This window comes from Ammoniphilus soli (assembly GCF_040813775.1).
In genome coordinates this window covers 43,506-65,493 of record NZ_JBEGDL010000004.1, presented here as the reverse complement: position 1 = coordinate 65,493, position 21,988 = coordinate 43,506, and the positions used below count along the sequence as shown (strand labels likewise).

At 49.0% G+C, this 21,988-nt stretch carries 26 protein-coding genes; 16 read left to right on the top strand and 10 right to left on the bottom strand.

What is annotated here, in order from left to right; genetic code table 11:
* Positions 1-105: 105 nt before the first annotated feature.
* The 6 genes from ABLT31_RS10650 (at position 106) to ABLT31_RS10625 (ending at position 5,289) form a co-directional block, all read left to right on the top strand.
* On the top strand, positions 106-1,392 hold the full coding sequence (locus ABLT31_RS10650) for an acetylornithine deacetylase (RefSeq protein WP_367751750.1): 1,287 nt from the start codon (positions 106-108) through the stop codon (positions 1,390-1,392).
* Positions 1,393-2,067: a thiaminase II gene (gene tenA / locus ABLT31_RS10645; RefSeq protein WP_367751496.1), complete on the top strand. Its 675-nt coding sequence runs from the start codon at positions 1,393-1,395 to the stop codon at positions 2,065-2,067.
* A gap of 3 nt (positions 2,068-2,070) precedes the next feature.
* Complete coding sequence (locus ABLT31_RS10640) at positions 2,071-2,841, top strand: ABC transporter ATP-binding protein (protein ID WP_367751495.1); 771 nt, start codon at positions 2,071-2,073, stop codon at positions 2,839-2,841.
* A 185-nt stretch (positions 2,842-3,026) separates the two neighbouring features.
* Entirely contained in the window at positions 3,027-3,599 is a 573-nt protein-coding gene (locus ABLT31_RS10635) for an ABC transporter permease (RefSeq protein WP_367751494.1), read from the top strand.
* Between the two features lie 5 nt (positions 3,600-3,604).
* Positions 3,605-4,627: an ABC transporter substrate-binding protein gene (locus ABLT31_RS10630; protein WP_367751493.1), complete on the top strand. Its 1,023-nt coding sequence runs from the start codon at positions 3,605-3,607 to the stop codon at positions 4,625-4,627.
* Positions 4,628-4,677: 50 nt separating this feature from the next.
* Positions 4,678-5,289 carry an NUDIX hydrolase gene (locus ABLT31_RS10625; RefSeq protein WP_367751492.1) on the top strand — a complete coding sequence of 204 codons (612 nt, stop codon included), beginning with the start codon at positions 4,678-4,680 and terminating at the stop codon, positions 5,287-5,289.
* A gap of 200 nt (positions 5,290-5,489) precedes the next feature.
* On the opposite strand, the gene ABLT31_RS10620 is transcribed toward ABLT31_RS10625, so the two are convergent.
* Positions 5,490-6,029, bottom strand: a complete 540-nt coding sequence (locus ABLT31_RS10620; protein WP_367751491.1) for a peroxiredoxin — start codon at positions 6,027-6,029, stop codon at positions 5,490-5,492.
* 220 nt (positions 6,030-6,249) lie between these two features.
* On the opposite strand from ABLT31_RS10620, the gene pepF reads away from it, so the two are divergent.
* Positions 6,250-8,157, top strand: a complete 1,908-nt coding sequence (gene pepF, locus ABLT31_RS10615) for an oligoendopeptidase F (RefSeq protein ID WP_367751490.1) — start codon at positions 6,250-6,252, stop codon at positions 8,155-8,157.
* Positions 8,158-8,169: 12 nt separating this feature from the next.
* Here the strand turns inward: pepF and ABLT31_RS10610 are convergent, their stop codons facing one another.
* Positions 8,170-9,042, bottom strand: coding sequence for a LysR family transcriptional regulator (locus ABLT31_RS10610; RefSeq protein ID WP_367751489.1), 873 nt, complete (start codon positions 9,040-9,042; stop codon positions 8,170-8,172).
* Positions 9,043-9,153: 111 nt separating this feature from the next.
* Between ABLT31_RS10610 and ABLT31_RS10605 the strand changes: the two genes are divergently transcribed.
* From ABLT31_RS10605 to ABLT31_RS10570, 8 genes are all read left to right on the top strand, one after another.
* Positions 9,154-10,368: an MFS transporter gene (locus ABLT31_RS10605; RefSeq protein ID WP_367751488.1), complete on the top strand. Its 1,215-nt coding sequence runs from the start codon at positions 9,154-9,156 to the stop codon at positions 10,366-10,368.
* Positions 10,369-10,428: 60 nt separating this feature from the next.
* Positions 10,429-11,658 carry a PucR family transcriptional regulator gene (locus tag ABLT31_RS10600; RefSeq protein ID WP_367751487.1) on the top strand — a complete coding sequence of 410 codons (1,230 nt, stop codon included), beginning with the start codon at positions 10,429-10,431 and terminating at the stop codon, positions 11,656-11,658.
* Positions 11,659-11,810: 152 nt separating this feature from the next.
* Positions 11,811-12,944 (top strand): alanine dehydrogenase, encoded by a 1,134-nt coding sequence (ald, locus tag ABLT31_RS10595; protein WP_367751486.1) that lies wholly within the window; start codon positions 11,811-11,813, stop codon positions 12,942-12,944.
* An 82-nt stretch (positions 12,945-13,026) separates the two neighbouring features.
* Complete coding sequence (locus ABLT31_RS10590; RefSeq protein ID WP_367751485.1) at positions 13,027-13,677, top strand: YigZ family protein; 651 nt, start codon at positions 13,027-13,029, stop codon at positions 13,675-13,677.
* A 54-nt stretch (positions 13,678-13,731) separates the two neighbouring features.
* Positions 13,732-13,899: a hypothetical protein gene (locus ABLT31_RS10585; RefSeq protein WP_367751484.1), complete on the top strand. Its 168-nt coding sequence runs from the start codon at positions 13,732-13,734 to the stop codon at positions 13,897-13,899.
* Between the two features lie 125 nt (positions 13,900-14,024).
* Positions 14,025-14,177: a DUF2759 family protein gene (locus ABLT31_RS10580; protein ID WP_367751483.1), complete on the top strand. Its 153-nt coding sequence runs from the start codon at positions 14,025-14,027 to the stop codon at positions 14,175-14,177.
* 80 nt (positions 14,178-14,257) lie between these two features.
* The gene (locus ABLT31_RS10575; protein ID WP_367751482.1) at positions 14,258-15,202 is read left to right on the top strand and encodes a 4-hydroxy-3-methylbut-2-enyl diphosphate reductase; all 945 of its coding nucleotides are present in this window, start codon (positions 14,258-14,260) and stop codon (positions 15,200-15,202) included.
* Positions 15,203-15,345: 143 nt separating this feature from the next.
* The gene (locus ABLT31_RS10570; protein ID WP_367751481.1) at positions 15,346-15,537 is read left to right on the top strand and encodes a hypothetical protein; all 192 of its coding nucleotides are present in this window, start codon (positions 15,346-15,348) and stop codon (positions 15,535-15,537) included.
* Positions 15,538-15,596: 59 nt separating this feature from the next.
* Here ABLT31_RS10570 and ABLT31_RS10565 read toward each other — a convergent pair whose 3' ends face one another.
* Positions 15,597-15,926, bottom strand: coding sequence for a cupredoxin domain-containing protein (locus tag ABLT31_RS10565; RefSeq protein ID WP_367751480.1), 330 nt, complete (start codon positions 15,924-15,926; stop codon positions 15,597-15,599).
* A gap of 13 nt (positions 15,927-15,939) precedes the next feature.
* Positions 15,940-16,245 (bottom strand): YfhH family protein, encoded by a 306-nt coding sequence (locus ABLT31_RS10560; protein WP_367751479.1) that lies wholly within the window; start codon positions 16,243-16,245, stop codon positions 15,940-15,942.
* Positions 16,246-16,408: 163 nt separating this feature from the next.
* On the opposite strand from ABLT31_RS10560, the gene ABLT31_RS10555 reads away from it, so the two are divergent.
* Complete coding sequence (locus ABLT31_RS10555; protein WP_367751478.1) at positions 16,409-16,696, top strand: DUF2573 family protein; 288 nt, start codon at positions 16,409-16,411, stop codon at positions 16,694-16,696.
* A 266-nt stretch (positions 16,697-16,962) separates the two neighbouring features.
* Here the strand turns inward: ABLT31_RS10555 and ABLT31_RS10550 are convergent, their stop codons facing one another.
* The 6 genes from ABLT31_RS10550 to proB form a co-directional block, all read right to left on the bottom strand.
* A complete protein-coding gene (locus ABLT31_RS10550) occupies positions 16,963-17,289 on the bottom strand; it encodes a spore coat protein (RefSeq protein WP_367751749.1) in 327 nt (108 codons plus the stop codon).
* A gap of 44 nt (positions 17,290-17,333) precedes the next feature.
* Positions 17,334-17,648 (bottom strand): hypothetical protein, encoded by a 315-nt coding sequence (locus tag ABLT31_RS10545; RefSeq protein WP_367751477.1) that lies wholly within the window; start codon positions 17,646-17,648, stop codon positions 17,334-17,336.
* A 153-nt stretch (positions 17,649-17,801) separates the two neighbouring features.
* Entirely contained in the window at positions 17,802-18,623 is an 822-nt protein-coding gene (locus ABLT31_RS10540) for an ATP-binding cassette domain-containing protein (RefSeq protein ID WP_367751476.1), read from the bottom strand.
* 111 nt (positions 18,624-18,734) lie between these two features.
* Positions 18,735-19,574 (bottom strand): pyrroline-5-carboxylate reductase, encoded by an 840-nt coding sequence (gene proC, locus ABLT31_RS10535; protein WP_367751475.1) that lies wholly within the window; start codon positions 19,572-19,574, stop codon positions 18,735-18,737.
* A 28-nt stretch (positions 19,575-19,602) separates the two neighbouring features.
* Entirely contained in the window at positions 19,603-20,850 is a 1,248-nt protein-coding gene (locus ABLT31_RS10530) for a glutamate-5-semialdehyde dehydrogenase (protein ID WP_367751474.1), read from the bottom strand.
* Entirely contained in the window at positions 20,847-21,986 is a 1,140-nt protein-coding gene (proB, locus tag ABLT31_RS10525; RefSeq protein WP_367751473.1) for a glutamate 5-kinase, read from the bottom strand. Before proB ends, ABLT31_RS10530 begins: the two co-directional genes overlap by 4 nt.
* Between the last annotated feature and the right edge of the window lie 2 nt (positions 21,987-21,988).

The window sequence follows — 21,988 nt, the reverse complement described above, 5'->3', positions numbered from 1 at the left end:
ATAGATCTTTACCGCTTTCCAGATTGTGGATAGCGGTTTTTTTATGGTTACATCAAGAGGCTTTGCATAAACAAACTTACAAAGGGGGCTGATAGATTGGACAGCATGATCTTGAATCTGAAGGAGCTCGTATCAAAGGAAGTGGAAGCGAGAAAAGGGGAACTCCTCGAGCTGTTGGCCGCGTTGATTTCTTATCCTACCGTAAGTCCGCCCGCAAGAAATACGGAGGAGGCGCAAAACTATTTAGCAGGTATCCTTAAAGGACTTCAGTTCGAAGTCGATAGCTGGGACGTTTACCCCGGGGATCCCAATGTCGTTGGGGTCTTGAAGGGAAAGGATGGAGCGGACTACAGGAGTTTGATCATCAATGGACATATGGATGTAGCCGAAGTAGGAGATGATTCGGAGTGGAGCTGCGATCCTTTCCGATTGACGCAAAAGGAAGGCTATGTGTATGGGCGCGGGGTAGCGGATATGAAAGGCGGCATGGCGGCTTCCCTGTTCGCGGTAAAGATCTTGCAGGACCTCGGGGTTAACCTCAAAGGCGATCTTCAGTTCCAGTCCGTCATTGGGGAGGAAGCCGGGGAAGCGGGTACCTTATCGTGCCTGGAGCGAGGGTATACGGGAGACTTTGCTGTGGTGGTCGACACAAGCGATCTGCATATCCAGGGACAAGGCGGCGTGATTACCGGATGGATCACGGTACAAAGCAAAGAAACCCATCATGACGGCGTCCGCAGGAATATGATTCATGCCGGCGGCGGCGTTCATGGAGCAAGTGCCATCGAGAAAATGGCGAAAATCATCTCGGGCTTGCAGGACCTGGAACGCCATTGGGCGGTCACGAAGAGCTACCCTGGATTTCCGCCGGGGACGAATACGATCAATCCGGCTGTCATTGAAGGGGGAAGGCATGCCGCCTTTGTTGCCGACCGCTGTTCGCTTTGGATTACCGTTCACTTTTATCCCAATGAATCCTTTGAAGATGTGGTCCGCGAAATCGAGACCCACATCCTGCAAGTGGCTGCTGCCGATCCTTGGCTGAGGGATCATCCGCCGCAGTTCCGATGGGGAGGAAAGTCGATGATAGAGGAAAGGGGAGAGATTTTTCCTTCCTTTGAAGTGGATCCTCTTCACCCTGGAACCGTTCTTCTTGGATCGGTTCATGAAGAAGTGGAAAAAGCGGCTCCGGTCGTCGGCATGACAACCACCGTAACGGATGCGGGCTGGCTCGGCAGGGCCGGAATTCCTACCGTCCTTTATGGTCCCGGCAAGCTGGAGGATGCCCATGCTGTAGACGAAAAGCTGGAATTGCGACAGCTTGTGGAATTCGCCAAGATCATGGCGATATTCATCGCCGAATGGTGCAATACAAGAAAGGGAGAAGAATAGATGAAATTTTCAGAGCGCCTCTATGAAAAGGTCCGCCCGGTATGGGGGAAAACCCATGCCCATCCCTTTGTCCGCGGTTTGGGAGATGGGAGCCTGCCCCGGGAATCGTTTGAATATTACATGAAGCAGGATTACGTTTACTTGATCGATTACGCGAAGATGTTCGCTTTGGGATCCATGAAAGCGAGGGACCTGGACTCAATGGCCTGGTTCGCCAAGCTGCTCCATGAAACCCTGCATGGGGAAATGGAGCTTCACCGCCAGTACGCGGAGCGCTTTGGCATCACCCGCCAGGAGCTGGAGGATACAAAGGCTACCCCGATCAATCTGGCCTATACCCGCTATATGCTGCATGTGGCCCAAAATGGCTCATTGGAAGAATTGATTTCTGCCCTCCTTCCCTGCATGTGGAGCTACTGGGAAATCGGAAAAGCTCTTGCGGATGAATTTCCGGAGTCAAAGGATCACTCCCTTTATGGGGAATGGGTGACCATGTATTCTTCTGCGGAATTCGGGAGCTTGGCGCAATGGCTGATCGGCCACTTGGATGATCTGACAGAAGGAAAGCCTGAGCGGGAGTTGGCCATTCTGGAGGAGCACTTCCTGAATACTTCCCGCTTTGAGTACATGTTCTGGGATATGGCTTATCACCGCTTGGATTGGCCGGTGGAGTAAAGCGTGGAGGCGCTTGTTCAGTTGGTGGATGTTTCCTTCGGCTATGAGAAGGGGCATGAGGAAATCCGGATCCTGAAGAATCACAGCTCCGCCATTTACCCGAAGGAATTCGTCAGCTTGGTCGGCTTGAGCGGATGCGGAAAAAGCACGGTACTGAAGCTGGTGGCGGGCCTGTACGAACCGACGGCCGGGCATATTGAGTTCTTGGGGGCAAAGGGTGGCCGCCGCTTGGGGAAGGTCGGGCTGATGCCGCAGCAGGACCTCTTGATGCCTTGGAGAACGGTGGCCGCCAACGCCGCCCTTCCCTTGGAAATACAAGGGATAGGCAAGAAAGAGGCCCAGGACAAGGTACGGGAGATGCTGCCCCTGTTTGGCCTGGGGGCTTTTGCGCATGCCTATCCGCATGAGCTTTCGGGGGGAATGAGGCAGAGGGTTTCTTTCCTGCGGGCCGTTTTGGGCGGCCATCCCTTGCTGCTGTTGGACGAGCCTTTCAGCGCGCTTGACGCGTTTACGAGAAGGGAGCTGCAGCATTGGCTGACGGAGGCCTGGCAGAAGTGGGAGCAATCGGTATTCCTCATTACCCATGACATTGAGGAAGCCTTGTATTTGTCGGATCGCATTTATGTGATGAGCTCCCAGCAAGAGGGGGCGTTTAAGGAAATCCGTGTTCCATTTGATCGTCCGCGTTCACCCTCATTGATCATGACGAAGGAGTTTGTTGAACTTCGTGAGAAAATTATGAATCTGTTATACGAAAAAAGGGTCTCATTATGAAAAACAAGGCAGTTTGGATCGTCATCATCGGTTTAGCGGCAGGATGGGAAATCCTTGTCCGGTCCTTGTCTGTGCCGGCCTTTATCCTCCCCCCGCCCAGCCGCATCCTGAAGGCGCTGGGGGACAGCTGGGAGCTGCTGCTGCTGGTCCATTTGCCAGCCACCCTGAAGGAGGTTTTCCTCGGCTTGGCTTTGTCCAGTCTCATCGGCATCGCGGGGGCCATGGCGATCGTATTCACGCGGACGGGCGAAAAGGTCCTCTATCCGATTGTCATTGCTTCCCAGACGGTCCCGATTGTCGCTTTATCGCCGATCCTGATCATGTGGTTCGGTTACTCGATCTGGGGAAAAGTGGCCGTTACGATTCTGATTTCTTTCTTCCCGATCGTCGTGAACACGGTAGATGGGCTGAGGGCGACAGATCGCGAATGGGTCCAGCTGATGAAAACGATGGGAGCCAATGGGAGGCAGATTTTCCTTAAGCTGCAGGTCCCGCAGGCCCTACCTTCTTTTTTCTCCGGGCTGAAGGTGGCTGCGACCGTCAGCGTGATTGGCGCGACCATCGGCGAATGGCTGGGTGCCAGCGAGGGACTGGGGTTCTTCAGCCGGAGGGCATCGAATAACCTGCAGGCGGATTTGCTGTTTGCCTCCGTATTCCTCCTGTCCCTGGCCGGCTTTGCCCTGTTTTTATGGATTCAATGGCTGGAAAAAAAGACGATACCTTGGCATTACCAAGGAGCGAAAAAGAAAGGTGAATGAAAAACATGTTGAAGTTTAAAAAAATTGGTCTAAGTTTAATGGCGGCGAGTCTAGCGCTGCTGACAGCATGCTCCGCTTCCAATCCCCCTGCTTCGGGAGAGCCTGGAGAGCCCAAAGAGTCCGCTGAGGAAACGAAAAAAGTAAGCATCATGCTGGATTGGTACCCGAATGCGGTCCATTCCTTCCTCTATGCCGGACAGGAGCAAGGCTTCTTTAAGGAGCAGGGCTTGGAGCTGGATATCAAAATGCCGGCAGAGACGAATGACCCGCTCAAGCTGGTTTCCACCGGAGAGGTCGATTTTGCCCTAAGCTACCAGCCGCAAGTGGTGATGGCCAGAGCGCAGCAGATTCCGGTCGTATCCGTTTCGGCGATTGTCCGCCATCCCCTGAATGCGATTATGGTACCGGCAGAAAGCGGAATTTCCGCACCTAAGGATTTGGCTGGAAAATCCGTCGGCTATCCGGCTATCCCGATGAATGAGGCAGTGGTCAAGACGATGGTGACGGCTGACGGCGGGGATGCTGGCCAAGTGGAACTGATTGATGTGGGCTGGGACCTGATGCCTGCCATTTCTACGAAAAAGGTGGACGCGATCAGCGGAGGCTACATCAACCATGAAAAGGTCTTGCTTGAAAAAGAGGGAATCGCTATGAACGCCTTCAGCCCTGTCGATTTTGGGGTGCCGGATTACTACGAGCTGGTGCTTGTGACGAGCGAGAAGACAGCGAAGGAAAACCCGGAGCTCATCAAGCAGTTTACCGCTGCAGTGAACAAAGGATTCGACTATGTAAAAGCCAACCCGAAGGAGGGGCTCGATATCCTGTTGAGCCAGGCGAACCAATCCTATCCTCTTGACGCGGAAGTTGAGGCGAAGAGCCTGGAGATCCTTCTGCCGCTCATGAGCTCGGAATCCGAAGCGTTCGGCAGCCAGACAGCCGCATCCTGGGAAGCCATTATCCAATGGATGAAGGAAACGAAGCTGATTGAAAACGACGTTAAGGCGGATGAAAGCTTTATTACTCCCTAAATTCCATGGTAATATAGAAATAAATGCCATAGGAAAGGGGACCCCAAAGCGTGATTGAAGAGATTAAAGCCATATACCGCAATCGAGTACCGCACATCTTGGGCCATGAGAGTGTGGCAAAAGCAGCCGTAATGGTTCCCTTAATCCAAGAGAAAGATGGACTGTCTGTATTGTTTCAGGTGCGCGGGCATCAGCTGCGCCACCAGCCGGGCGAAATTTGCTTCCCCGGGGGCAGGCTGGAGCCTGATGACCTTTCCGAGGAATCCGCAGCGGTAAGAGAAACCTGTGAGGAACTGGGGATCGGTGCGGATGAAATGGAACTCATTGCACCCTTGGATATCTTTGTCACTACTCATACGATCATATACCCTCATCTATGCCAGCTGAAGGACGGCATCCGCCTTCATCCCGATCCCGAGGAGGTCGCTGAGGTTTTTACGGTGCCGCTGGCCTTTCTGATGAGCCATGAACCGGAGCTTTACTATGTGCCATTGGAAATGAAGCCGCCGGATGATTTTCCTTTTGAGCTCATTCCTAACGGCAAGTATTATAAATGGAGGAGAGCCAAGATCGCCGAGTATTTTTACCGGTATGAAGACAAGGTCATCTGGGGGATGACGGCTCGGATCCTGCATGACTTCTTGGAAAGAATGAAGAGATAAGGCAAAAGGAGGACTTGTCAAAAGCGACAGGTCCTCTTTTCTTTTTCCTATGTAATGCCCAGCAGCTGCTCAATCTTCGGCTTCAGGTTAGCAAATTAGCTGAGCTTGATCGAATCCATCGGCATTAAACCATTCCGTTGCCCCTTCGATGGGAGGCATCGGGGTGCGAAGTCGCATAGGCATGAGAGAATACCTCCAAATTATAGAGTTCCTTGGCCAGGCTTCCAGTTAGCGGGGCACAACCCGCCAGCTTGAAGGGCTTGAAGCACGCGAAGCGTCTCATCAACCGAGCGTCCAATGTCATTGTGGTGCACGACTTGATATTTCAGCTCTCCCTCTGGAGAAATAATGAATAATCCGCGAAGAGCAATTCCTTGTTCCTCAAGCAATACGCCATAATCGCGGGAAACGCTGTGTGTTAGGTCCGCACCCAGCGGGAAGTTTAATTCTCCTAATCCATTAGCGTCGCGCGGCGTGTTGATCCAAGCGCGGTGAGAGAATTTGGAATCGGTGGATACGCCAAGAATCTCGGCATCGAGCTCCGTGAACTCTTCAGCGCGATCGCTAAGTGCTGTAATTTCTGTAGGGCATACGAAAGTAAAGTCTAATGGATAGAAAAACAACACGAGCCATTTTCCCTTGTAATCGCTTAAAGAAGCCTTGCCGAAGTCCTTGCCGTTTCCTAGGGCAGTTTCCATTTCAAAATGCGGTGCTGGCAGTCCTACTAATCTTTGAGTCATTTTTCTTATCCTCCCTTTGATTCTTTTGTATCCAGAAACGCAGGAACCCCCAATCTAAGCTCCTGCGCCTGGGTATTGGTGTTGACGAATTTATCTTACCATCATAATAATTATTTATCAAGTTGATAAGAAAAAGTTATATATCGGCCGGAGGGATAGGATGATCAACCCAAAAACATACTATTAGAAATTGTGCCTTTTGAGGAAAGGGGTAAATTTCATGGGAAAAGGATCAAGACAACCTATCTTTATCCTTTTGTTAGCCTTTGCAGTATTCTTTGCCTATGCGACAGACGGTTTCGCCCAGGAGATTGAGGGAGAAGGGAAGATTCCGCATTACAAGACAAGGGAGGATGTTCCTGCCGAGTATAAATGGAGCTTAGAGGATCTCTACCCGAACACCGAAGCCTGGGAAAAGGATTTGCGGGAAGTCGAGAAGCTTTCCGATGAGCTTGGCAAGATGAATGGCCGTTTAGGCAAGTCTGTAAAACATCTAAAAAAGGCGATGGAGCTTTATGTGCAGCTAAGCAGGGGCTTTGAAAGAACCTATACGTACGCCAAGCTGTCTTTCCATACGAATAAAAGCGATCCCGTATTTCAGCAATTGTCCTCCCGTGCGGACGATGTGGCCATTAAAATGAGCGAGGAAATATCGTTTTTTGTCCCAGAGTTGCTCAGCATCCCGGAAAAGAAGCTGGAGCAATACATTTCGGATCCAAGCATGAAAGAATATAAGCGGTGGATTGAGCTGCAGGTACGAGTGAAGGAGCATACTCTGCCAAAGGAAATGGAGCAGCTGCTGGCCAAAAGCGGTGTGCTGGCAGACGCCCCTGAGAGCATTTTTGGCATGCTGACCAAAGATCTAACGTTTCCCTCCATTAAAGATCAAAGCGGAAATGAAATTACGCTGACTCCAGCCAATTATGCTTCCTTTATGCAAAGCCCGGACCGGGAAGTGCGGAAAAGGGCTTATGAGGCTTATTTCAAGACTATTAACCAATTTAAGGACACCTTTGCCCAGATTCTCCAATCCGAGGTAAAGAAAAACATTTTCTATTCCGAAGTGCGGCAATATCCGAGTACCCGGGATGCGAGCATGGAAGGAAATCAGATCCCGGTTTCCGTTTATGACAATTTAATCGAGACCGTAGGGAAGCATTTGCCCGAGCTGCACCGCTATATCGAGCTGAAGAAAAATGCAGCGAAGCTGGACAAGATGTATCTGTATGACCTTTACGTGAAGTTCGGCAATGATCGGCAGCTCGGATACATCCCCTATGAAAAGGCCCAGGAGCGGGTCAAGGACGGACTTTCCATTTTAGGCGAGGAATATGCCGCTTTGCTTGATCGGGGATTCAAGGAGCGCTGGATTGATGTGTACTATACGCCCGGCAAACGTTCTGGAGCTTTTCAATGGGGGGGCTATGACTCCCATCCCTATATCCTGTTGAATTACCAGGGGGAGATGGATGACGTGTATACGCTGGCCCATGAATTCGGGCACGCGGCCCATTCGCATTTCTCCAACCGCACCCAGAGCTACTTGAACGCAAGCTATCCGATTTTTACGGCAGAAGTAGCCTCTACGACAAATGAAGCGCTGCTGTTTAGGGAGATGTACCAAAAAGCGAAAAAGAAGGAAGAGAAAATCGCGATCCTGAATCAGCGGCTGGAGGACTACAGCGGAACCTTATTCCTGCAGACCATGTTTGCCGAATTCGAAAAAGGCATTCATGAAAAAGCAGAAAAGGGAGAGGCGCTGACTTCAGAGTCCCTGATGGAGCTGTATGGCTCCCTGATGAAGAAGTATTTCGGGGAAAGCTTAGTGGTGGACGACGGGGCTTCCCTGGGATGGGCAAGAATTCCTCATTTCTACCGAAACTATTATGTGTATCAGTATGCAACGGGATTTGCCGCGGCGAACGCCTTTGCCCAGCAGATGTGGGATGAAGGGGAGCCGGCGGTGGATCGATACATCGAAAATTTCCTTTCTGCAGGAAACTCGAAGGATCCGATTGAAGTGCTTAAGGATGCAGGGGTGGATATGACCTCTCCGAAAGTCATTGAAACGGCATTGAAGGGATTCAAAGAAACCTTGGATGAAATGGAAAAGCTGCTAAAAGAGTAAGGTCTATTGACCTTACTCTTTTCTGTTTTTGAGAAAATCCAAAAATGCTTGGGAAGCAAGGGAAAGGTACTTGTTTTTATTCCACGCGACGGCGAGTGACAGATAGATGGGCGGGTTTAGGGATACCGCAACCAGCTTGGGATCGGCAGCCGCAACCAGCCGCAAGAACAGGGTGACTCCTAATCCTTCGGCAACAAAGGACTTGATGAGGGAAAGCTGATTGGCGGAAAAGCTTACATTCGGATTAACTCCCGTTATTTTGCTTGTTTCAAGGATCAGATGGCGCTGAAAATACCCTTCCTTGAAGAGAATCAGCGGCTCCTTGACCAAGTCATGGTAGGTGACATAGTCCTTCTGGGCAAAAGGGTGATCGCTTGGGACACATGCGACCATTTCTTCATGAAGCAAGGGAATGTAATCCAGATGGTCAAGAGGCTGATCAACGACAATGATGCCTAAATCGACTTCTCCTCGCTCTATCAGCCTTTGCACCTGCATGGTGCCCTCTTCTACGACGTTGATCTGCAAGGCGCTGTATTTTCTTTTGAAATCTTTAATAATGGCTGGAAAGTAATAGCTTCCGACCATGGAAGGAAGACCAATGCGGACTTCTCCTTTTTCCAATCCCCGCATCTCATTCATTTCCACTTTTGTTTCCTCTACCCGATGGAAGATCTCCTTGGCATGCTGAAGAAACACCTCCCCCTCGGGGGTGAGGGCAATATGTTTAGAAGAGCGATCAATGAGGGTGACTTGCAATTCTTGTTCCAGCTTTTGTATCGCCTTGCTGACGGCCGGTTGAGCCACGAGCAGGTTTTCGGCGGCACGCGTAAAGTTTTGGCACAGGGCGACTTCGATAAAATACTCCAGTTGGCGGAACTCCATAGTGTCTCCATTCCTGATAGTTATCAGTTTGATAAAAATAATATATTTTTTTTATCATTATAACGGTGCTATGATCTCCTTACAAATAATAGAGAAAAGGAAGTTGTCTTCATGATCGAACAGGGAACAAAAGAATATTGGAGAGCAACCGTCGCTTTGAGCTTGGGTTCGTTTTTGGTATTTGCGATGGTATATTTGACGCAGCCTTTGCTCCCCTTGTTTACGGAGCAATTTGGGGTTAGTGCATCCCAAGCCAGCTATTCGTTGTCCATTGTGACCTTTTTTATCAGTATAGCCTTATTGTTTTATGGTCCCATCTCGGATTCCTTAGGGAGAAAGGTAATCATGGTGTGGACCATGCTGGGGGCCATTGTGGTGACCCTCGCGGTTCCTCTTGTTTCCAGCTTTGAATCAATTCTCGTATTGCGTGCGCTCCAAGGTGTGTTTTTAGCGGGGCTACCTTCGCTTGCGATGGCTTATATGGGTGAGGAGTTTTCTCCGAAGGAGCTTAGCCTAGCGATGGGATTATATATCAGCGCAAACAGTCTAGGCGGATTGTCGGGGCGCTTGCTTAGCGGGGCGGCAGCGGATGCCTGGGGCTGGAAAGCCTCTTTTTGGGTCATCGGATTGCTGGGCCTGAGCTTTTTCTTCTTGTTTGTTCGGATGCTTCCGGAATCCAGGCAGTTCCGCAAAATCCCGTTTAATGGGAAGCAAGCGCTCAGCGGGTTAGTGCGTCACCTCCGAAATCCTGTTTTATCGGTGGCCTTTCTCGTTGGCGGCCTGCACTTTTTCGTGTTTCTTGGCAGCTTTAATTTTATTACTTTCCTTTTGAGCGGCCCCCCATATGGGCTTTCGCCGACGCTTTTGGGAATGCTGTTCATTACTTATTTGGCTGGAACGGTTAGTTCGACGCTATCGGGCAGATTGGCGCAGCGATGGGGGAAAGCGACCTGCCTCATGGCGGGGATCGGTCTCTTTGCGCTCGGTTTGATTTTTACGCTGCATCATTCTTTGATTGTGATTTTGATCGGATTGCTGATTCAATGCTTTGGATTTTTCTTTGCGCATTCCGCTTCGGCCAGCTGGGTCAATTCCCATGCCGCCTTTGCCCGTGCCAGTGCGTCAAGTCTTTATTTAGTGTCTTACTATCTGGGAGGAAGCTTGGGCAGCAGTTTCTTGGGCGTGTTTTGGGAAGCCTGGCATTGGCCCGGAGTCGTGGGGGGATCGCTGCTGGTCCTAGGGGTCACCTTTAGCTGTTCCTGGTGGCTGCACCGGGTGGAGCGAGTTCAGGATGAAAGTAAAGTCGATCTTTTGTCCTCCCGCTAAAGGGAAGATTCTAGTAAAATTGTTAGTGATTCTAGTAAATCAAAAAACGAGGTACTAACCATGTTCGATCACATTGTGGATTTAGAGGAATTGGCGGACTTGATCAGCAAACGCGTCAATAACCCAATCACCATAGAAGACATGAATCACCGGCTCATCGCGTATAGCACCCATGGACATGCAAACGATCAGGCCCGGATGGAGACGATCATGGGGAGGAGAGTCCCGGAAGGCGTCCTCAACCGGCTGTGGCAGGATGGCGTGATCCAGCAGCTGATGGGCAGTGACCGTGCCATTCGAATCCAGGCAAAAACCGAAGTCGGCTTGGGTGACAGGGTCGCGATTGCGATTCGAAAGGGACAGAGCGTTCTAGGCTATATCTGGGTGCAGGAGGTGAATGAAAGACTGGGAGAGCAGGAGATGTCTTTCTTGCAGCAGGCCGCCCGTGCCGCCATGCCCCGGCTTTATCAGCGGCAAACCAAGCGCCGGCTTCAGGCGGAAAAAGCAAAAGAATTCTTCTGGGAGCTCCTCCTCGGAAACCTCGCGTTCCATCACGAGATTCAAGTGAAGGCGGAAGACATTGGCATCCGCTTGCCCAAGCCTTTTTCCATTTTTATCTTTGAAGCCGACTCGCCTCAAACGGAATCCGTGCAAAAAGAATTGACTTATTTGCTGGACAACTTAAAGGATTCCTTCCCTCTTACACAGTTTCCGCTGACCGTAACGGATCAAAAAAGACTCATTTTGATGGTCGGGGGAGGAGACAGCAAACGGGAGTTTCATGAGCGCTCCGTCGCTTTTGTAGAAGCGGTCCATCATCGGATCCGGGAGCGATTCGGGATCCTAGAGTTTGAGGGAGTGTTTGGTCAAGCCTACCAATCTTTTTCTCACACGGAGCAAAGCTACCATCAAGCATTGTCCGTTCTTCGCATGAAAAAAAATCTCCCTGAAGAGACCCGGGGCATTCACGGGTATGCCGATCTGGGAATTTATCGCCTGCTGCCCACCTTTGTGGAAAAAAACGAAGCGGAAGGATATAAGAACCTCAGGCTTCAGAAGCTCATAAGCTATGACAAGGAAAATCAGAGCAATCTCCTTGAGACGCTAGAAGTCTACTTTGATCACGCTGGAAGGATGAATGTGGCCGCGCAGCAGCTGCATATTCATCCTAATACACTGGCTTACCGCTTGAAGCGGATCAGCGAGGTTTCCGGATTGGACCTGGATGATCCGAATCAGAGGATTTCCATGTACCTGGATTTGAAAATGATGAAGCTTTTGAACTCCTAATCAGAGGAACAGCTTTCTATTTGGTAATTTCCACAAGGCACTCCGAAGTTTTTTTGAATTTTCCATAAGGTGACGGAAAAATCAATACCTTATAATGAATTTGTAAAGGCTAAAGAGAGCTAGGTCATTAGACAAAAGGAGCTGAACATCGAATGATAATTGGAGTTCCCAAAGAAATAAAAAATAATGAAAATCGCGTCGGTCTAACACCTGCGGGTGTTGCCGCTTTTAAAAATAGTGGACATGACGTATGGGTAGAAGCCAATGCCGGAACCGGAAGCGGCTTTACCGATGAGGATTACACAGCTGCAGGAGCCAAGATCGTAGCGTCAGCGCAAGAGGCTTGGTCGGCTGAGATGGTCGTTAAGGTAAAAGAACCGCTGCCAGAAGAATATGCCTATTTCCGCGAAGGATTAATTCTTTACACGTATTTGCATCTGGCTCCCGAGCCAGAGCTAACAAAGGCGCTGGTGGAGAGGAAAGTCATTGGCATCGCTTATGAAACCATTCAGCTCGATAACGGGTCTCTCCCCCTGCTGACCCCGATGAGCGAAGTGGCCGGAAGAATGTCGATCCAAATTGGTGCCCAATTCCTTGAGAAGTCCAAGGGCGGCAAAGGGGTTCTGCTTGGGGGCGTGCCAGGGGTAGCGCCAGGTGAAGTAGTGATTGTCGGCGGAGGAGTCGTAGGAACGAATGCAGCCAAAATGGCCCTCGGATTAGGTGCGAGCGTAACCCTCCTGGATATCAGTGCGGATCGCCTGAGACAATTGGATGATCTGTTCCAGGGGCGCTTGAAGACGCTAATGTCAAACAGCTATAACCTGGCGGAAGCGGTGAAGAAAGCCGACCTTCTTGTCGGAGCCGTATTAATCCCAGGGGCACGCGCACCACGCCTTGTGACCGAAGAAATGGTCAAAGCGATGCAGCCGGGTTCCGTGATCGTGGATGTGGCGATTGACCAGGGCGGGTCCATCGAAACGATCGACCGCATTACCACGCACACGAATCCAACCTATATCAAGCACGGCGTGCTGCACTATGCTGTGGCGAATATGCCGGGAGCGGTGTCCCGCACTTCCACCATTGCCCTGAACAATGTGACGGTCCCCTATGGGGTACTGATTGCCAACAAAGGCTGGAAGCAAGCTGCACTCGATAATAAGGCACTTGCAAAAGGAATAAACGTCGCAGACGGCAAAGTAACCTACAAGGCGGTCGCAGAAGCTCATGGCTACACTCCTGTTGCGATCGAGACCGTATTGAAGGGACAAAATATAGGAGTTTAAGGGTAACAAATGGACTGAAGGTGAAAGCCTTCGGTCTTTTTGTGTTATAATTTTACGTATTAAATTGAGGAGTGGATCGATATTGCTGAAGCGTTATTTCACGATACAAGGCTACGGCGAAACGGAGATTGAAATCAATCGATCCCGTTTCATTTGTTATGTCGAGCGTGTGGAAAGTGAGGAAGAGGCGCATTCTTTCATAGCTTCCATTAAGAAAAAGCACTGGGATGCTACGCATAATTGCTCAGCCTACATCATCGGCGAACATGACCAGATCCAGAAAGCCGATGATGATGGGGAACCGAGCGGTACAGCAGGCAAGCCCATCTTGGAGGTTCTTAAGAAAAATCATGTGAAGGATACGGCTGTAGTTGTCACTCGCTATTTCGGCGGGATTAAACTAGGTGCCGGAGGATTGATCAGGGCTTATGGGAAAGGGGCTTCGGAAGCCTTGAAGGCGGGAAAAATTGTGGAGAGGGTTCTCCATGATTTATATCAGTTCGAAATTGATTATACCTTTCTCGGAAAAATTGAAAATGAACTGCGAAGCAAGCCGGAATTTATCATCGATCATATCGGCTATTTGGACATGGTTACCGTATCGGTTCTAGTAGAATCGGGACAAGAAAGCTCTTTGATCACTTGGATGACAGATTTGACGAGCGGGCAAGTTAAAGTCTCCCAAGGAGAGTCTCGCTATATTGAGTTTGATAAAGAGGTTCAAGATACATAGCTTCCCCTTCTCCGGTTAGACTAACGGTAACGAAGTTAGGGAAGGATGATGAAGATGAGCGAGAAAAAAACACCGCAAAACGTCAGCCAGTGCATCGGGTGCGGGGACCCTTTAAAGGAAGCTGAGGAAAAGCTGAGGGACTTCCAGCTGGAAGCGTCGGAGGAAATCTACTGCCCCAATTGCAGGCATCAGAAGCATTTTGGAGTCGTTCACTCGGAATAATAAATTATGGCGGATTGATGTCGGGTTAGAAAAAACAGTTTACTCCTGAGCCCAAAGAATTTAAAATAGGTATGTGTGTTTATTGGGACAGTACTACATAGAAAGCTAATGGAGAGTGATCAACAATGGTTATGGTTTTAATTCTTCTCGCGACCGCACTGCTATCGGCGTACGGAATTTTGCAAAATAAGAAAACAGGGAACGTATTTGGATTGGCTTTCTCTGCCGTTTCTACTGCTGTCTTTGCGTTCTGTACCGTCCTTGCGCTGATAATCTAAACGAGTAACCGCTCCTGCTGGGAGCGGTTTTTTCAATAGGGAATAATGATAAAGAACCATGTGAAGGGGAGGAAAACGCAATGGAAGTCATAAAAATCAGTCCCCGAGGCTATTGTTATGGGGTCGTAGATGCCATGGTACTGGCTTTGCAGACGGCGAAAAATTTTGATTTTCCCCGTCCCATCTATATTCTTGGCATGATTGTTCATAACAGCCATGTTGTCGATGCTTTCGAAAGAGAAGGAATCATTACGCTGGAAGGTCCGGACCGCCTGAATATGCTGGAAAAGGTAGAAAAGGGGACGGTTATTTTTACCGCCCACGGAGTTTCTCCGGAGGTCAAGCAAAGGGCCAGAGCAAAAGGATTGACCGTTGTGGATGCGACATGTCCGGATGTGACGAAAACCCATGTTTTGATTAAGGAAAAGGTAGCGGAGGGCTATGATATCATCTATATCGGGAAAAAGGGCCATCCGGAGCCCGAAGGGGCGCTGGGGAACGCACCGGAGCATGTGCACCTGATCGAGAAGCCGGAAGATCTGGATAACCTGAACCTCCAAAATGATAAGATTATCGTTACGAACCAGACGACCATGAGTCAATGGGACATCAAGCATATCATGAACAAGTGTATCGCAAAATATCCTCATGCAGAAATCCACAATGAAATTTGCCTTGCTACCCAAGTAAGGCAGGAAGCTGTTGCAGAACAGGCGAAGGAAGCGGATTTGCTGCTTGTGGTAGGGGATCCGAAAAGCAATAACTCGAATCGCTTGGCGCAGGTATCCCAAGAAATTGCAGGCACAGAAGCCTATCGGATTGGGGATGTTACCGAGATAAAGCAAGAGTGGCTGAAGGGGAAAAAGAAAGTCGCCATTACGGCAGGCGCCTCCACTCCGACACCGATTACAAGGGAAGTTATCCACTACATAGAGCAATACGATGAAGCGGATCCATCCACATGGGAGATTAAGCGGACGGTAAATATGGAGAAGATTCTCCCGACCGTGAAAGAAAAAGCATAAGAACTAAGCCTTGTCATCTCATTAGGGTGGCGAGGCTTTTTTTTGTTTCTTGTGTTATATAATAATTTTAAAAAACTATTGCTGTTTTATATAGTTGTTGTTATAATACAGATAACAGAAAAACGTTGAAGGAGCTGGTTGTAATGGAACAGTGGAGACAATTCAGATGGTCTTATGAAAGTGAAGCTTTTGTAATAAGTGAAGCAGATCAACATTATTATGCCTGTAGATACCTAGATTCCACCATGGGATTCGTCATTGACAAGGATGCCTTTGACAGGCAGCTGAAAAAAGGCCGAATCCGTGAGTGCAGCAACAAAAGCATGGCGGTTTAAATCTACAAAAAGGCTGGAGGACCTTAAGAGGTTCTCCAGCCTTTTTTGCCTTGGGAGTTTTATTCGATAATCATTTTGCCTTTCCAAGCAGAAGGGGGAGCATAATAGGTATAGGTTCCCGCTTGGTTAGCCCGAAAAGTAAGGGTAGTCATATTTCCCTCCCCAAGATAAGGACTTTGCAGGTTTAAGCCTGGCACGGTGATCCGGTGCAAGCCATCAGCTTTATTGCTGATGACCAGTTGGACCTTTTCGCCTGCTGCCACTTTTAGGGTGGCAGGAATAAGACCATGTTCAGTAATGACAATGATCGGTGTAGCGGCTTGAACTGAGGTAATGAGGAACCAACTGAGAAAAAAGCATAAGGGAAAAACTTTTTTAAGTAATTTCATACATTTAGTATGCTCAGTTTGTTAAGCGGGCAATCGGAAAAGCCAATTCTTCCTGGGAAGAATCGAAATGCCCCCAGGCCATAATACCATTGAGGTATTTAATGGTAAATTTGCCCTCATAACCTGTGACGTCATAGGTTTGTCCCGGGATAAAATCTGCCGGATTCAGCAAATAGGATTTGGCCATATAAAATTTCTGCTCCAAAACAGCCGCTTCGGAGAAAAAGCCGGCTTGATGTTTCTTCATCGAAGCTTCCTTTAGCTTCAACAGCTCATGGTTAAGCTCCTCAACCGTCATCTCACTATATCTTCTTTCCACGATGTACCACCTACTTTATATTTTAAAGAAGCTTTTATTATTATAAACGATTTCGCCCTCTACACAATTATAACATTGACAATTAGTAAGAGAATTGAAAGAATATAACTAACGTAGTTACTATGTAGAAGTGGTTAATTGGATCGCGGAAAGGGGTGGAAAGATGGCGTCAGATAAATTAGTCCCAGAAATGGACGGTTTACTATATAAATTTACCGAATTATTAACCGGGGAAGCCACGGAAGAACGGGTAGAAATGGTTAAAGTATGGTCGATATACAGTCACATGCTGAAAGTCATGCCTCCGTTGGTGAAGCATTGGACCTCCGAAGAACAGCATCAAGAAGCAAAGCAAAAAATACGCGAGATTTTTGAAGAAATCCAGCGTTTGAATGAAGAAAACAAAAAGCAAATCCGCGAGCATCAAAGTGCCTTGAATAAAAACGAGTAGGTGTTTCCCTAAAAGGAACTCCCGTCAGGATTGGGTTTAATACCAAATCTAACGGGAGTTTTTTTGCTGCGGAATAAGAAAGTGTAAACTTCTTAGGATTACCCTCCTCATATCGCATAAAATTCCCTAGCTTTACATCAAGGGTAAACCCTCAAATTTGATAAAATAATTTTATCAAATTTGACCCGCAGGGTTGATGTAAAGTTAGGGAAAAGCTTCCTTTAAAGGTGGTCTGGCTACCCTGAATTGCACCAAAGAAGCTTTTTTTATTGAACAGAATAAGGGAACTGGCTGCTGTAATTGCTGAACTGTTGGTAGGCTTGGTCGAGCTTCTGCTGTTCTTCAGCCTCCAGCTTATACGCCCCTCTTTGGAACATGAGGTTAAACGCTTGGCGCTGGGCCATATGCGTCTCTGTCAGGATGGTCATGTAGTCCTGATGCAGGGCATCATGGCTGGCCTCTCGGACGGCTACGTTGATACTGTCTGTTAAATATTTTTCTGTAGCCAATATGTCATTGAGGAAGTCCCGGTCGTTCATTTGTGGTCCTTTTACTTTAGGTTCGTTGGCGGGTTTCGGATTAGAAATAGTCATTTGGCTTTGGTTTTGCTGTTGCACGAATCTCCCTCCCCTTTCATTTATTGGAACATTTGGGATTGCTGTCGGTTCTGTTGCTGTTGCGGAACGTTCATCATCTGCAGGGTGTTATTATTTTGACAATGCTTCAGAAGAAGGTTGTAGTGGCGCTGATGCATTTGTCCCAGGCGATCGATTTCCTGTTTCAATTGGGGATCTTGGACTTGGCTCGAAAAATGCGAGCATTTCTTGGTGGCATCCAGGAGCCAGGACATTGCATCTTTAAGGTAAAGCAAATCTTTCGTTGTAATCACTTGGGGAGGAGTCATCATTAATGGCTGTTGCTGCTGCTGCGGCGGCTGCATCGTGGTTTGCATCCGGGTCCCTCCTAGGAAATATTCTGGCAGGGGTAATGACTGCCTTCTTTTGTTTTTCCCTAGGTCATGGAATTGTAGACCGATTAGTATTTGCCACAGGAGGGAAGGTTTGAGGGGGAAAAAAGTGCCCCAAAATTTCGGGACACTTCCTGATTAGGTATGGGCTGGGATTTGGATCAGAAGGTCAGAAACTACGATCTTAACATGTTCCACTTCTAAATCCATATATTCAAGGAACGCAGAGTATATGTTTTGCTGGATGCGGCGCGCTAGCTCGTTTACATTTTGGGTAAGGGAAGCGGTAAGCACGACGTCCGCTTCAATAATCGGCGTATTGGAAATATCTACTCTCACCTTCCTGAATTCGTGAAGGAAAGGAAGGCTCTCGCAGCTTTGCATGGCAATTTTCTTCATGGCTGTTTCTGACACATGAATCCTGCCCGTCTGGAATTGAGGGTGGACAATGGTCGTTTCCCCGATTTCTTCCTTTTTGGGAGAGAAGATCCTATCGACCTGTGAAATGAGCCGGTGAATAAAGTCCTGTTCGACTTGAATCCTCGGAATCGGGATCACATGGCGCCCTTGGGTTCCGCGGTCAAACAAAGCGGCCTTGATCTCCGCAGAAGAGCGGATTTCCTCAATGTTGATATAATGATGGATCTCAGGAAGCTCAAGCGCCTGCTGGATTCGATGAATCATTTTCTTTGAGGTGCCCAAGATCAATAGCCGTTCGATTGGGTAGGTTTCTAATGCTTCTTTCACTGTGTCAGCATGCTCTGGCCAAAAGAAGATGGCTCTCTTTACCGCTTGTACAGTCGTTTTCTCGTATTTGGCGGATTGGCCAGCGACTTTCTTTCCCTGATAAATGAGCAAGCCATCATCTATGATGGCATTGATGTTATATTTATGGGCAAGAGTCAAGGCGCTTGTACTCTTGCCTGTACCGCTGGGGCCGTATAAGGCATAAATCTCCACTGCGTCGTACTCCTTTGTCCTTTTTGTTTTTATTTCCAGTATAGCAGAAAGCGGGGAAGAAAAGAGGCTGACTCAAAAGGAATCTTTTGAACAGCCTCTTATCAGCTTGAATTAGGATTTGGTTTCAGACAGGATGGCCCCTAGTTCCTTTGAGCGTTCTGTCGCTCGGAGGACGCAAGCTACCAAAGCCTCCTCAAAGCGATAGGAACGAAGCTTATCGAGTCCGGCTTGGGTCGTGCCGTTGGGAGAGGTGACCTTCTCCCGGAGTACCGCAGGATCTTCTCCTGTTTCCTTAAGCATATGCGCCGCACCGATCAAGGTCTGCAAAATGAGCTCGCGGGCTACCTGTTCATCGAGCCCCGCCTTCACGCCGCCTGCCAGCATCGCTTCGACTAAGTAATAGACATAAGCGGGGCCGCTTCCGGATAGTCCGGTGACTGCGTCCAATTGCTCTTCTTCGACGACGGCAACCATGCCGATGGATTCAAAGATATGTCTGGCGAGCTCCAGATGTACTTCTGTAGCCGTTTTCCCTTGGCACATCCCGGTGGATGATAGCCCTATGGTCGCGGATGTGTTGGGCATGGTCCGAATGACAGGGGCATTATGCCCAAGCAGGGAGGTAATGAAGGCAGTGGTAATCCCTGCCACGACGGAAATGATTAATTGGTTCGGATTGGTCAGATGTTTGATTTCTTTTACGGCTGACTCCACATCTTTTGGCTTCATCGCGAGGATGAGAATATCGGCTTCCTGGATGGAGCTTTCTTTTTGGTTAGCATCCGCAACGACCCCAAAATTATAAACCAATTCGTCCAGTCGGAACCGGTCGCTACGATTGGTGATGCTGACTGCGCCGGGTTTGATGATCCGCTTGTTGAGCATGCCTGCCAGAACAGCCTCCGCCATGGCCCCGGCGCCTATAAAACAAACTTTCTTATCAGATAGCATGGGTGATCCTCCCTCCTAGTCCTTGGATTTACTTTCGAATTTGGCCTTGCCCGTGCAACAGGTATTTGTAAGATGTCAGTTCCTTTAATCCCATCGGTCCACGGGCATGCAGCTTTTGCGTGCTTATGCCGATCTCAGCGCCAAATCCAAATTCGAACCCATCGGTAAATCGGGTGGATGCGTTATGGTAGACGGCTGCCGCATCGATATCCCGCAGGAATTGCTGGGCACTCTCTTGATTTTCCGTGACGATGCACTCGGAGTGTCCGCTTCCGTATTGTTCAATATGAGCGATCGCTTCATCAAGGCTATCTACTGTCCTAACAGCGAGTATGAGATCGAGAAACTCTGTTTCCCAGTCGGATTCGTCGGCAGCTTTCAGTCCAGGTACCAGGGCTAGGGTTTTCTCGCAGGCGCGAATTTCTACGCCTTTGTTCTGGAGCGTGTCAACAGTTTTCTGAAGATGCTCCGCTGCCCACTCCTTGTGAACGAGGAGGGTCTCTGCCGCGTTGCAGACGGCAGGGCGCTGGGTTTTGGCGTTGATGATAATGTCAAGGGCCATATCCGCCTGGGCGCTTTCATCTATATAAATGTGGCAGTTCCCCACGCCGGTTTCCAAAACCGGTACGGTGGCGTTTTGCACCACGTGGGAAATTAAACCAGCTCCGCCACGCGGAATCAATACATCCAGGTATTGGTTCAGGCGAAGCATTTGATCCGAGGTTTCGTAAGAAGTATCCTCAAGCAATTGTACGGCTTCTTTTGGCAGTCCCGTTTCATCCAATGCAGCTTGGATCAAGCGAATAATGGCTTTGTTGGAATGAAGGGCCGATGAGCTTCCCCTAAGGTAGGCCGCATTTCCTGTCTTCAGGCAAAGAGCCGCAGCGTCTACCGTAACGTTGGGACGAGCTTCATAAATAATCCCCGCTACCCCTAAAGGGACGCGAACTTTTTCGATAAGGAGCCCGTTGGGCCTTGTGAAAGACTCTATAACCTCCCCGACAGGATCCGGAAGCTCGATGACCTGTCGCAGTCCTTCCGCCATATCCTGAATCCGTTTTTCATTTAAGGTAATGCGGTCAATCACCGCGTTAGGCGTATTGTTTTCACGAGCTTTTTGCAAATCTTTCTCATTTTCGGAGATCAAGCCCAGGGCGTTAGTCAAAAGCTGGTCAGCGATCGCTGCCAAGGCCCGGTTCTTTTGCTCGGTCGTGGCTTTGTTTAGTTCCTTTGCAGCTTTTTTGGCTGCGATGCCTTTCTCTAATAGTTCGCTCATGTGATTTCCCTCCAGTCATAAGATACCCATTCATCCCGATGGATTACTTCCGGCTTCGTTCCGCCGGTCTGGGTCATGGCATACTCAGACGAATTCCCTTTTACTTGTTCTACGAGCACAGAAGAGTAATTGACAAGCCCCTTGCCGATGCGCTCGCCGAAGGAGGTAATGACCTCGACGACGTCGCCTTTATCAAAGTTTCCTTCCACGGCTGTGATACCGGAGGGGAGAAGGCTCTTGCCTTGCTCCTGAAGGGCCATTTTCGCCCCTTGGTCCACGATCAGGCTGCCTTTGACATCCGCGTGAAACGCAATCCACTGCTTTTTATTCTTCATGGTAGAAAGGGAGGAAGAGCCGAAATAAGTGCCTTTCCCTTCGCCTTTTAGAACATTGTACAATTTTTCTTTGCCGCTTCCCTGCCCGACAAACACCTTGACGCCAAAGGATAGGGCCGTTTTCGCCGCTATGATTTTAGATCTCATGCCCCCGGTTCCTACTTTGGAACCGGATCCGGTAGCCATTTCTTCAATAGCCGGAGTGATTTTTTCAATATAATCCAGCTTTTTCGCATTCGGATTGGTACGCGGGTTGGAGTCATACAAGCCATCCGTATCCGTCAGGATGATGAGCAGATCGGCATGCAGCGCTCCTGCGACCAAGGCGGAAAGCATATCATTATCGCCGAAGGTAAGCTCCTCGATCGCCACGGTATCATTCTCGTTGATGATGGGTATGGCGCCTCTCTGGAGCAGGGCGGATAACGTATTATGCGCATTGATGAATTGCTTACGGGTAGAGAAATCCCGGCGAGTCAGCAGAATCTGCGCGACAGGAATCTGGTATTTGGAAAAGGCCTGGGCATAGGTGTGAATGAGCATCCCTTGCCCGACCGCTGCTGAAGCTTGCTTCATCTCAATGGAAGTGGGCCTGCTGTGAAAGCCGAGCAGAGTAAAGCCTGCAGCTACAGCGCCGGAGGAAATGAGTACGACCTCATGTCCCATCTCCTGCAGATAAGCTAGGGCGCTAACATGATCTTCAAGTTTATCTATGGATAAGCCGCCTTCTTCCTCGGTTAAAGAGCTGCTTCCGATTTTTACGGCAATTCGGCATTTTTTCTTTTCCAGAAGTTTATCCATCT

Excerpts from the sequence above, each read along its gene's own strand:
- ABLT31_RS10545 (WP_367751477.1), bottom strand. The coding sequence starts at position 17,648 with ATGCAAACCACGATGCAGCCGCCGCAGCAGCAGCAACAGCCATTAATG.
- ABLT31_RS10550 (WP_367751749.1), bottom strand. The coding sequence starts at position 17,289 with ATGACTATTTCTAATCCGAAACCCGCCAACGAACCTAAAGTAAAAGGA.
- ABLT31_RS10555 (WP_367751478.1), top strand. The coding sequence starts at position 16,409 with ATGGCGTCAGATAAATTAGTCCCAGAAATGGACGGTTTACTATATAAA.
- ABLT31_RS10530 (WP_367751474.1), bottom strand. The coding sequence starts at position 20,850 with ATGAGCGAACTATTAGAGAAAGGCATCGCAGCCAAAAAAGCTGCAAAG.
- ABLT31_RS10650 (WP_367751750.1), top strand. The coding sequence starts at position 106 with ATGATCTTGAATCTGAAGGAGCTCGTATCAAAGGAAGTGGAAGCGAGA.
- ABLT31_RS10565 (WP_367751480.1), bottom strand. The coding sequence starts at position 15,926 with ATGAAATTACTTAAAAAAGTTTTTCCCTTATGCTTTTTTCTCAGTTGG.
- ABLT31_RS10610 (WP_367751489.1), bottom strand. The coding sequence starts at position 9,042 with ATGGAGTTCCGCCAACTGGAGTATTTTATCGAAGTCGCCCTGTGCCAA.
- proC (WP_367751475.1), bottom strand. The coding sequence starts at position 19,574 with ATGCTATCTGATAAGAAAGTTTGTTTTATAGGCGCCGGGGCCATGGCG.
- ABLT31_RS10600 (WP_367751487.1), top strand. The coding sequence starts at position 10,429 with ATGTTCGATCACATTGTGGATTTAGAGGAATTGGCGGACTTGATCAGC.
- ABLT31_RS10585 (WP_367751484.1), top strand. The coding sequence starts at position 13,732 with ATGAGCGAGAAAAAAACACCGCAAAACGTCAGCCAGTGCATCGGGTGC.
- ABLT31_RS10605 (WP_367751488.1), top strand. The coding sequence starts at position 9,154 with ATGATCGAACAGGGAACAAAAGAATATTGGAGAGCAACCGTCGCTTTG.
- ABLT31_RS10620 (WP_367751491.1), bottom strand. The coding sequence starts at position 6,029 with ATGACTCAAAGATTAGTAGGACTGCCAGCACCGCATTTTGAAATGGAA.
- ABLT31_RS10575 (WP_367751482.1), top strand. The coding sequence starts at position 14,258 with ATGGAAGTCATAAAAATCAGTCCCCGAGGCTATTGTTATGGGGTCGTA.
- ABLT31_RS10570 (WP_367751481.1), top strand. The coding sequence starts at position 15,346 with ATGGAACAGTGGAGACAATTCAGATGGTCTTATGAAAGTGAAGCTTTT.
- pepF (WP_367751490.1), top strand. The coding sequence starts at position 6,250 with ATGGGAAAAGGATCAAGACAACCTATCTTTATCCTTTTGTTAGCCTTT.
- proB (WP_367751473.1), bottom strand. The coding sequence starts at position 21,986 with ATGGATAAACTTCTGGAAAAGAAAAAATGCCGAATTGCCGTAAAAATC.
- tenA (WP_367751496.1), top strand. The coding sequence starts at position 1,393 with ATGAAATTTTCAGAGCGCCTCTATGAAAAGGTCCGCCCGGTATGGGGG.
- ABLT31_RS10630 (WP_367751493.1), top strand. The coding sequence starts at position 3,605 with ATGTTGAAGTTTAAAAAAATTGGTCTAAGTTTAATGGCGGCGAGTCTA.
- ABLT31_RS10580 (WP_367751483.1), top strand. The coding sequence starts at position 14,025 with ATGGTTATGGTTTTAATTCTTCTCGCGACCGCACTGCTATCGGCGTAC.
- ald (WP_367751486.1), top strand. The coding sequence starts at position 11,811 with ATGATAATTGGAGTTCCCAAAGAAATAAAAAATAATGAAAATCGCGTC.